7 protein-coding genes are annotated in these 10,517 nt (G+C 66.2%); 4 read left to right on the top strand and 3 right to left on the bottom strand.

The genetic code is table 11. The annotated features are described in order from the left end of the window. The 4 genes from ABI213_RS11340 to ABI213_RS11325 form a co-directional block, all read left to right on the top strand. Window positions 1-840 (top strand): DUF4331 domain-containing protein (locus ABI213_RS11340; RefSeq protein ID WP_348027127.1); only part of this gene is annotated, 840 nt, incomplete at its 5' end. 13 nt (window positions 841-853) lie between these two features. After that, a complete protein-coding gene (locus ABI213_RS11335; RefSeq protein ID WP_348006422.1) occupies window positions 854-1,111 on the top strand; it encodes a hypothetical protein in 258 nt (85 codons plus the stop codon). A 210-nt stretch (window positions 1,112-1,321) separates the two neighbouring features. Further along, window positions 1,322-2,446, top strand: coding sequence for a hypothetical protein (locus ABI213_RS11330; protein WP_348006421.1), 1,125 nt, complete (start codon window positions 1,322-1,324; stop codon window positions 2,444-2,446). Next, entirely contained in the window at window positions 2,443-3,552 is a 1,110-nt protein-coding gene (locus ABI213_RS11325) for a HupE/UreJ family protein (RefSeq protein WP_348006420.1), read from the top strand. The genes ABI213_RS11330 and ABI213_RS11325 overlap by 4 nt, the downstream gene beginning before the upstream one ends. A gap of 104 nt (window positions 3,553-3,656) precedes the next feature. On the opposite strand, the gene ABI213_RS11320 is transcribed toward ABI213_RS11325, so the two are convergent. The 3 genes from ABI213_RS11320 to ABI213_RS11310 all read right to left on the bottom strand — a co-directional run. Continuing rightward, window positions 3,657-4,622: a hypothetical protein gene (locus ABI213_RS11320; protein WP_348006419.1), complete on the bottom strand. Its 966-nt coding sequence runs from the start codon at window positions 4,620-4,622 to the stop codon at window positions 3,657-3,659. Window positions 4,623-4,961: 339 nt separating this feature from the next. Further along, window positions 4,962-6,905 (bottom strand): hypothetical protein, encoded by a 1,944-nt coding sequence (locus ABI213_RS11315; protein WP_348006418.1) that lies wholly within the window; start codon window positions 6,903-6,905, stop codon window positions 4,962-4,964. Between the two features lie 9 nt (window positions 6,906-6,914). Beyond that, window positions 6,915-10,517, bottom strand: a 3,603-nt coding sequence (locus tag ABI213_RS11310) for a hypothetical protein (protein ID WP_348027125.1), incomplete at its 5' end; no start/stop codon positions are given.

The raw sequence follows: 10,517 nt of genomic DNA, 5'->3' as shown, positions 1-10,517 counted from the left end.
CCGGTGCAGAAAACCAACATCACCACCATTGCGCTGGAAGTCAACAAAGGCTGCCTGACCGCGGGGTCCGAGCCCGTCATTGGCGGCTGGACCACGGCCAGCATGCGCCAGGCCCGCTTGCTCAACGGCAAGCCGCCTTCCGGCCACCAGACCAGCGAAAAAGCCGGTGGTGCCTGGGTCCAGGTCTCGCGTCTGGGCAATCCGCTGGTGAATGAGCTGGTGATCGGCCTGCCCGACAAGGACAAGTTCAACGCCTCCAAGCCCCAGGATGACGGCCAGTTCCTGACCTACGTGACCAACCCCACGCTGCCCGCGCTGCTGGGTGTGGTGCTGGCCGGTAGTGCCACCGCCGTGGCGCCTACCAACCTGCCGCGCACCGACCTGGCCACCGTGTTCTTGACCGGTATTACCGGCGTGAACAAACCCGCCAATGCCACGCCGTCCGAAGAGCTGCGGCTGAACACCGCCATTGCCCCGGTGCCCTTTGCCACGCAAAACCGACTCGGCGTAGCCGGTGAAGTGCTGCGGGTCGGCGGTACGGCGAACCTGGCGCAAGCGGTGGATCTGGCAGGCTTCCCCAACGGTCGCCGCCCCAAAGACGACGTGGTGGACATCGCCTTGGTGGCCATGGTTGGCGGCCTGTGCGTCATCAACGGCGATAACAACAGCCTGGGTCTGAACGGCGTGCCCGGCGTGCCCAGCCTGACCTCGGCCTGCAAAGCCTCCAGCGTGCCGCTGGGTGCCCAGTCGGCCAACATCCACGACGCTGTGGACCAGGCAACGGTGCCGTTCCTGACGCGCTTCCCGTACCTCAACACGCCAAACTCTGGCTCCAACTGATAAGGACAACACCATGTTGCACTTCAAATGGATAGCACCCGCCATCGTTGCGGTGGGCTTGCTGGCGGCTTGCGGCGGAGGGGGTGACGGCCCGTCCACCCAGTACGTGTCGGGCACCGGGGTACCGGCGGGCGCGGTCACCAATGTGGACGACGTGATTGCCTTCACCAAGGCCGAAATCGCCAACACCAGCGACAGCCGCGACCCGGTGGTGCTGGGCGATAGCACGGTGCTGGCCACCAGCGACTCTGCCGACCCGGCAGAGATTTAGCACACCCCCAGGCTTGCCCACTTCGTGTGGCCTCCTCCCCCCTTGCAGGGGGCGATACCTACGGCCCGGCAAAGCGGGTTCCGTGGTATCCCTGGAGGGGGGGGCTGCCTGAGAGAACTTTCCATATTTAAATACAAATGGCCTCCTGCGTAGGTAGCACCTGCGCTGGCAGCTACTAATTACATAGCGCACCCATTTCCCGTATCTACCATGCGCATTCCCCCATTTTTGTGGTTCGCCTGCCTGCTGTTGTGCAAGGCGGCCCACGCCACCACCCCGCTGCATCCAAGCCGGGGTGACGAGGTGATCGAGCGGCTGCCCACCATCACCCGCGTGCGGCCCACCGCCGTGGTGTCCACCGTGGCCGACCCGGTGGCGGCCACGGCCCAAGCCCGCGCCGACATTGCCACCGCACGGCAGACGGGCGACACCCGCTACTGGGGGCGTGCACAGGCTGCGCTAGATCCTTGGTGGGACAAGCCGGACGCACCGGTCGATCTGGCGATATTGCAAGCCACCGTGCTGCAAGGCCGCCACGACTTCAAGGCCTCGCGCCTCATCTTGCAAGCCGCCCTGCGCCGCAGCCCCGGCCATGCCCAGGGCTGGCTCAACCTGGCCGCGCTGGAGCGCTTGTCGGGCCACTACGCTGACGCCCTGCGTGCCTGCGATGCTGTGGCCCGCGCCGGGCAAAACCTCTACGCGCTGGCCTGCCAGCTGGAAACCCAGTCCATGCAAGGCCAGAATGCCGCCGCCCGCAAAGGCTTCTCCCAGCTGCTGGCTGGCACCCAAGACCCTGCGCAAACCAGTTGGCTGCAGTCGCTGCTGGCCGAAAGCGAAGAGCGCGCGGGCATGGATGCCGCCGCGCTCAGCGCCTACCAGCGCAGCCTGCAAGCGGAGCCCGACCTCTACACCAGCATCGCCCTGAGCGACCTGCTGCTGCGCACCGGCAAAACCGCCCAGGCACTGGCCGTGCTGCAGCCGCTGCCGCCCACCGATGCCGTGCTGCTGCGCCAAGCCACCGCCCTGCGCCGCCTGAACAACCCCGACTGGAAAACCCTGCGCGCCACCCTGCGCGAGTGGAACGCCGAACTCGCCCGCCGCGGCGACGACCTGACTTTGCATGGCCGCGAGCAGGCCCTGGTCGCTCTGTGGCTGGACGACGACGCGCCCGGCGCACTGCAAATCGCCCGCCGCAACCTGGACCTGCAGCGCGAACCCATCGACTGGTGGGTGGCCCTGCAAAGTGCCCGCCAGGCTAAAGACGCTGCGGCGGTGCAGCAGTTGCTAAAAGACATGCAGCAGGTCGGCATCGTCGATGCGCGGAGCCGCCCATGAAGCGCGTACTCGCCATCCTGTGCGCCGTCTTCCTGTGCGCCCCCGCCTGGGCCCATAAGGGCAGCGATGCCTACCTGGACGTACGCCAGCACGACCAGGCACTCACGTTGCAACTGTCCGTGGCCCTGAAGGACTTGGACCTGCTGATCCCGGTCGATGCCAATGCCGACGGCCTGGTCACCTGGGCCGAAGTCCATACCGCCACCCCCGCCGCACTGGCCTTGCTGCAAAACCACACCGGCCTCGACAGCAGCCAGCCCGGCTGTACCCTGCACTGGACATACGACGGCCTGGAAGCCCGCAGCGACGGGGCCTATCTGCGCGCCACCAGCACGGCCGCCTGCCCACCTGGTACGGCGCTGGGGATGCGCTACACCCTGTTCAAAAACGAGGACAGCAACCACCGCCTGATCGTCACCGGCCACCTCGACGACCGCGACCTGCTGGCCACCGCCGCGCCCCAGCAAGCCGTGCCGCTGGTGCTGCGCCAGGCCGTGGCCGGGCCGCCGCGGGGCATTGCCGCCACCGTGTGGGACTACCTGTCGCTGGGCATGCACCACCTGCTGCAGGGCTACGACCACATGGCGTTTTTGCTGGCGCTGGTGCTGCCCTTGCAGCTGCGCCTGGGCCGTGCCGCCGCACTGGTCGATGGGCGCAGCCCTTGGTGGTCGCTGCTGCGCACCATCACCGCCTTCACTGTGGGCCATTCCATCACCCTGATGCTGGCCACTTTCGGCTGGACCGAGGCCTCGCCCCGTTGGGTGGAGCCCGCCATCGCCGCGTCCATCGCCTTCACCGCGCTACTGAATATTTACCCGGTGCGGGTGCTGCGGTCCGAGCGGCTGGCGTTGGTGTTCGGCTTGGTCCACGGCTACGGTTTCGCGGGCCTGCTGATCGAAGCCGCCGCCCCCGCAGGCCTGTTGCCCTGGGCGCTGGCCGGTTTCAACCTGGGCGTGGAGGCCGGGCAACTCACCGCCGTGACCGCCTGGGTGCTGCTGTCGCAAGTGGTGGTGCGCCAGCCCTGGTACGGCCGGGTGGTGGTGCGCGGCGGCTCGTGGCTGCTGGTGGCGCTGGCGGCGTACTGGTTTTGGCTGCGGGTGGTGTGAAGCGCGGCATTTAGCGTGCAGCAGTGTTGGATTGGACAAAAAAATGGCACCGCTGCCGGTGCCATTTTTTCATCCCGAGGTTTGTTGTCTCGGGTGTTTAAAGCTTAAAGCACTTTGGTTTTTTTGCGCTGTGCAATGTACAAGCCGCCCAGAGCTGCCAGTACCAGCGGCAAACTGTCGGGTTCTGGCACATTGTTGCAAGCGGGCTGGTTGGCCTGGCCGCACGCAATCACGCCGCCGCCGCCTGCAAATCCGCCGCCTAACACCACCGTGTCATCCAAAATATTGGCTGCAAAATTATTGCCGTTACCCACGATCAACGACTGCAAAGCACCGAAGCCACCTTCGAAATACGCATGCCATGGTGTCGCGTTGGAAATATCGGTATTGGTCAGGCCAGGGAACTGTACGTTGCCTTGGGGCGTCAACGCCAATTGGCTAGCATCGGCAACGCCGCCAGAGTTGTCGCCTTTGACAACCAGCGTAGGCAATAGTGAAGTTAACCAGCCATAGCCAATGCTGCTGGTGGCCTGTTCCTGGGTAAATAGCCCACCGCCTGCCGCTAGGAAGTTGTTGATATTGGTGCCATTCAGATTGACCACGCCCAATTGGCTGTCGTCAATACCGCCACCCACGTTATAGGTCGTCGTCGGCATGTAGATGAAGCCGGTATTCGACAAGTTGACCGCACCGGTGTTGTTGAAAAAGTTGGTGATGTCGGTGGTGGTAATCAATTGGCTGGAGGTCCAGCCCGCCAGGCCTGCCAGCCCAAAAGCGCTGCTGAACGCGGCGCTTGCCTGGCTGCCGTTACAGCCAATACACACTGCATTGGTCTGCCCGTTGCTCACGGCTCCGCCGATATTGCTCATCGCCAGTTGCATGAATTTCCAACCTGTTTGATTGACTCCTCCTGAGAGGAAACCGTGGTCATCTGCATCGGTGCCGGCAATGACGATGGGTCCGGCATGCGCTAGGCTAAAACCTACCACCAAGCCGGTGGCAGCCAGAATTTGTTTCACTTTTTTCATGGTGTTTGTCTTAGATAGTTGAAGTTGTAGGACGGTGGGCACAGGTGAAAAGTTGGGTTTTCCGAACTTTCAATGTGTCTAATGCAAATTCCGGTCCATGTTCGAAAATATACATAAACCCCTTTTACTTCAATGGGTTACGTCTATATTTTGAATTGTAATAATATGTTTTTATAAAGATTTGTAAATATATTCGACATTTTTATGAATGGGTTGCCTTGGATTTTTGGAGTTACTTACGCACCTGCCGTGGCAACTGCAGCCATACCCAGTATTTTTGTCACAGGCAATAGATTTGATATTTGAGTGGCGGCAACTTGTGGTTTATAGATAAGCGTTAGAGGCCTACTTAATTCATTTCCCCCCAATCCACCAAGTGTGCTATTTGACTCCCGGTTGCACTACGTCAAATTTCAGACCGCTTGCGCCTTCGCCCCGCCCAATCAGCTTGTTCCGCCCTATCCACAGCAAGGCGCGGCCCTGGGCGTCGCGGGCGTAGTTGAAGCGGCGCTGCAGGCTGATGCCGTCGCGGGGCACTTCTTCTTCGGCGATGCGCAGGAAGTCGGTCTTCACGTCCACGTTCGGGTCCAGCCGCAGCAGGCTGCCGCGTGGGTGGAACATGAAGCCTTCGAGCTGGTGGTCTTCGGTGCCCAGCGCGCCGGTGGTTTCCACAAAGGCGTTGTTGCGCAGGCGCTGGATGAAGGCGCTGTAGCTGGCGTTGACCGGCTCCGCCATGCGCGCAGGCGTGGTCTGGTAGTGGTGGATGACCACGCCGCGCTGCAGCTGGATGCTCCAGTTCAGCGCCCCGACCCCTTGTTTTTTGACCGGCAAGAACGGCACCCAGTGCGCCGCCACCGGGGTTTGCAGCGTGTACTGCAGCAGCGCACCGGCGCTGGCGGGCGGTGCGTCGGCGATGACGGTGGGCTTGAGGGTTTGGGTGGTGGACAGGCGGGTGCTTTCAAATTGGCGGTCGATGGGCTCGCCGGAGCTGCCCTGCACTCGCTTTTCAATACCCCAGACCATGTTGGCCATCTCGTCGCGCACCAGCATCACGTGTTCCAGCGGCGGGCCTTCCAGGCTATGCAGGGCGGGGCAGAGGTAGAGCGTGTTGTCCAGCCGCTGCGGCGCGCCGGGCTGCAGGCTGAGCTCAAACATGTTCCAGCCCGCCGGGGGGATGGCCAGGGTGATGCCAAAGTTGTCGCGCACGTCGAACTGTTTCACGGTGTACAGCGCGTTGGTCGGCAGGGTCAGGGGCAGGGTGAACCAGTCGTTGCTGAACACCAGCGCGTATTCCAGTACCGCCAGCCGGGCCAGGTCGCTCTTGGCTGCGCCCAGCATGCCGAAGTTGATGCGGCCGTCCTCGAATTCCCAGTAGCGGTCGGCGGGCATGCCGGGGTAGCGGGCGGTGGTGGGCAGGGGCAGGTGCTTGGGCGGCTCGGCGGGGTAGGGGAGCGATTCGTCCGGCCCGCCCGCATCGGCGTGGGCCGCGCCCAGGGTGAAGCTGTGCCAGTCCAGCCGCCCGTCGGCGTAGGCGTCGGCCACCAGCCGCACCGGCGCGCCATCGCCCTGGGCACCCAGGGCGAAGCTGTATTCCAGCCGCTCGGGTTGCCAGTAGGGGCTGGCACCGGGCTGGCTGCCATCCAGCGCAAATTCCGCCAGCCAGTCCACCCAGTGGTGCAGCAGCGCCAGGAAGGCATCCATCTGCACGGCGCTGGCACCCAGCGTGGTGCCAAAGGCTTCTTCTGCCGCGCGGTCGGGCAGGGCACGGACGGCCTGGGCCAGCGCCTGGGCGTGGATGGCGCGCTGGTCCAGCAGGGTGTGCCAAACGAAACCGGCGTTGTCGGCCTGCGCATCGTCGGGGGCGGGCAGCGGGGCGGGGAACTGCTGGCGCAGCGCCTGGGCCAGCGGGCCCAACCCGGCGGCGCGCAGGCTGCGCATCAGTTGCTGGCCCGCCTGGGCGTTGAGCTTGGGGTGGGTTTGGAACACCTGTTCGTGCTCTACCAGCGCCTCCAGCGGGGCGGCTCCGGGCGGCAGGGCCATGCCGTCCAAGGCATCTGGGCTGGGCAGCAGGCTGCTGACGGGCAGGCCCGCCACCGCCAGCGCGGCGGCGATGGGGCTGCCCGCGTCCTCGCCCTGGAATTCATTGAACTGCCATTGCCGCGCCAGCATCCACAGCGGGTCGGCGATGCGGGCCTGCAGGCTGTCGGCCACGTCGTCGCTGGTGGGCAGCGGCTCCAGCCGCGACCAGGTGGTGTGCGAGGGCTCGGGCTGGGCAATCAGCGCCGAGATGACCGACATGCGGGCGGAAGTGAGGGAGATGGGCATGGCAGTTCCTCAGGATTTGGTGGCGAACTGGGCGGTGCCTGCTGCCATGGTGGCTTTGCCGGTGCCTACGCTGCTGGCGGCCCGCAAGGCGTTCAGGCTTTTGCTGACCATGCTGGCGAAGTCGATGGAGGGCACGTCCTGCTTGAAGTTGTTGGACAAAAAGATGCCCGGCAGCAGCAGGCCCAGGCCTTCCAGGTCTTGCGGGCGCACGGCGCGCAGCTGGGCCAGGGCCATGGCTTCGTTGACGGTGGCCAGCAGGCTGTCCAGCGTCCAGTGGTCGGCGGCGGGGTCGGCGGGCACGGCCAGCAGAATGCTCTGCGGCGGGCGCGCGCCGGGTGCATCGAAGTGAAAGCCCAGGCCGGTGGTCTCGGTGTCTGAGGGGATGGCTTCCATCCACTCATCCACAAACAGGCCCGACAGTGCGGTGTTGGCATCTAGCGCCCGCAGCCCGCCGGGGGCGTGGGCGGCAATGGCCACCACACCGCGCAGGTCTTGCAGTTTTTGCTGCGGGGCCGGGGGTAGGGCGGCCCAGTGGAACAGCGGGTTGCGCGGGAACTGCAGCAACTGGAAGTCCAACGGGTCGTCCAGGTAGCCGCTGTCTTCACCTACCGCTTCGGCGGCCAGCAGGGTGTCGGCCAGCAGGGCGCTGGCTTCGCGCACGCAGGCCAGCTTGGGCAACCAGCCCGCCACCGCCGTGTCGTCGTTGCCCAACGCGGCCTTGCCCAGCAGCATGTCGCGGTCGGCCAGGGTGGCGGCCGCATCGGTGGCAAATGCGCCCAGGTTGAACAGCGGCAGCACCGGAAAGTCTTTGCCCATCACCGCATAGATGCGGTCCAGCAGGTTTTGCAGTTGGCCGCCGCGCCCGTCGGACACCGGCGCGTTCCGGGCGGCGTTGCTGCGGCCCCCGATTTCCAGCAGCAGGGCGCGGGCACGGCCTACGGCACGGGCGGCCGTGTCGTCACTGGCTAGCGGCTGGCCTTGGCCGTCGCCAGCGGCCACGGGCGTGTGGCCTGCGGCACTGCGCCAGCCCAGGGCGTAGGCGGCGGCCAGCGCGGTGCTGGTTTGCGCCAGCAGGGCGGGCGTGGCCGGGTCCAGGGGGTCCAGCGTATCCAGGTCTTCTGGTGCGGCAGCGCTGGCGGCGGACAGCAGGGACAGTACGGTGTCGGCCTGCGCTTCCGCATCCTCGCAGCGCAGCGCCAGCTCGTCCAGGTCCACGCCTGCGGCTTCGCCGTCATCCTGGGTGGCGGCAGATTCCACCCCGTCGCGGGACTGCACCATGTCCATGCGGCGCAGCGGGCGGGTTTTGGCTAGCAGACGGCGCAGCACCCAGGCCAGCGACTCGAATGCCACCAGCCCGATCTGCCCGGCCTCGTGCGCCTCGGCCTGCAACACCACGGCTAGGCCGTCGGCGGCGGCACCCAACTGGGCCCGCAGTTTGTCGCCCATGAGTTGCCCCAGACGTTCTTGCACGCCGCTCTGGCCCGCGCCCTGCTGGGCTTCGCTGTGCAGCACCAGCGCCAGCGGCGACAGGCCCAGCTCGGTGAGGCCTGCTGTCAGCACGGTGTCGGTCACCGTCCAGTCGCCCCCCACTTCGGTCGGCGGGCTGAACACTTGGGCCTGGAACTGGTAGCGGTCGGGGTCGCCCAGCAGGCGGGCCAGCCAGGCATTCAGGCGCGGCTCCACGCGGGCGATCAGATCACCTTCCACCGCCCAGGGGCCGGGGTCGGCCGATTCCAGCGCCACCACCAGCCGCTGCGTGTAGCCTCGCGTGCTGTGCGGGGTGTCGACCACGCGGGGCTCGGGCGGGCGGGTTTGCTTGTCCAGGGTCATCATGGCGGCCCCGGCACCGTCCAGGTTGCCGCCGACCATCTGGTAAACGCTCTCGGACACCAGCAGGTCGGACACCGCGTCCATTTGTTCCAGCAGGTCGTCGATCAGCACGGCAATGGCGGCATTGGGCAGCAACAGCGCGTCGGGTACGCCTGGCACCTTGAAGGCGGTGCCCGCAGCCCGCGCCGTGCGGTAGGCATCCATCAGGCGCACGCCGTCCACTACGTCGCGGGCGGCAATGCTCTCGCTGGCCTCGTCCTGCGGGGTGGCCCCGGCGGGGCGCAGCGGGTAGGCCTGGCGGCATTCCAGGATGTACTGGGCCAGCGCCTGGCCAGGGCTGTGGGTCATGCCGCGCTCGAAACGGTAGCCCAACAGGGCGGCCATGGATTGGCCATTGGAGATGCCCTCCAGCAACTGCTTGGCACGCTGCACCCGCTGGGAGCGCAGGTCAATGTCAAAAGCCTGGCCCGGGCCCTGCCCGTTGGCGAGAAAGCCGCTGCGCAGCACGGCGGCGGCGGTGGCCTGCTGCACGGAGGGCGCATGGATGTAGCCCAGGCTGTCCAGCGCCTGGCTTTGGCCGGGCGGCAGTTGCCTGCGGCGCACGGCATCGGGCAGCAGGCCTTCCACGACGCCAAATGCGCCCAGGTGCAGGCCCTGGGGCTGTGCGGCGCGCAGGCCGTCCAGCCGGTGCGTGGCCAGTGCGGTGATCCAGGCATCCAGCCGGTGGGCGTACAGGTCCAGCGTGGTGCGAAAGGCCTGCTGCAGCTCGCCCGCGTTGCAGTCCTGCAAAAAGGCCAGGCTGTCCTTGAAGCTGGCGATGTTCTGCATCTGCTCGGGCCACAGGGTGGCCGACTGGCCCAGAAAATTGGCGATGTGGCCCTCGATAGAGCGGTTGGCGGTGGTGCCCTCTAGCCGCACCCCCATCATGGCGCGGGCGGTGTTGACCTCGATCTGGTCGCCCACCAAAGTGCTGGTGGCCACGCCGACGTACTCGGCCAGACCCATGCGCTGGAACTGGCTTTTCACCAGCGGGCTGACCGTGGCGCTGCCCTGCACGTGCGCGTAAAACAGCGCGTGGCCGGATTTGAGGATTTCCTCGTCGGCAGCAAAGGCCAGCATGGCTTCTAGCAGGGAGCTGCCGTTTTGCATGGGCACAATGCGCGCGCGCAGGTCGCTGGCCGGGTCGCCCAGGTGGCTGCTCAGGGTGGCGATGTAATTGGGTTGCAGCAGGGCCGCGCCCTCGCGTTCGCGCTGCGGCTGGTCGGGGTCGCGCTGCACCCAGGGCACGGCATCCAGCGAATTCTGTTTGGGCCGCATGGCGCACAGCGACAGGTAGGGTACTTGCACGGCGGCGCTCTTGCGGCTGAGCAACTGGCCCATCAGGCCGCGCAAAAAGGACCCCTGGAACTGCACCAATTCGGCGAAGGCCGGGTTGTTCTGGGTGGTGGCCGGGCCGATGACTTCGTTGTAGCGCTTGGCGCAGGCCCAGGGCTGCATGGACAGCACCTGGTGCAGGCTTTCGGCGCTGGGGTTGCGCAGCGTGGGCACCTTGTAGACCACGCTGTCCCAGTGTGGGCGCAGCCAGTCCAGCGCCTCGGTGAGTTCGCCCTCTAGCGGGGAGCGCGGGCTGGGGATGTAGTTGCGGGCGCAGACCGGCAGGATGCCGTAGGGCTGCTGGCCCACGCGCAGGGTAGACAGCGGGCCGCCGGGGCGCAGGTAGCGCACCGACCAGGCGCGCAACTGCTCGACCGCCGCGTCGCTGATCAGCGCCTGTGCCGTGTC

The sequence above is a fragment of the Rhodoferax sp. genome (assembly GCF_039922535.1).
Taxonomy (GTDB): domain Bacteria; phylum Pseudomonadota; class Gammaproteobacteria; order Burkholderiales; family Burkholderiaceae_C; genus Rhodoferax_B.
This window is presented reverse-complemented; position numbering and strand designations above follow the sequence as displayed.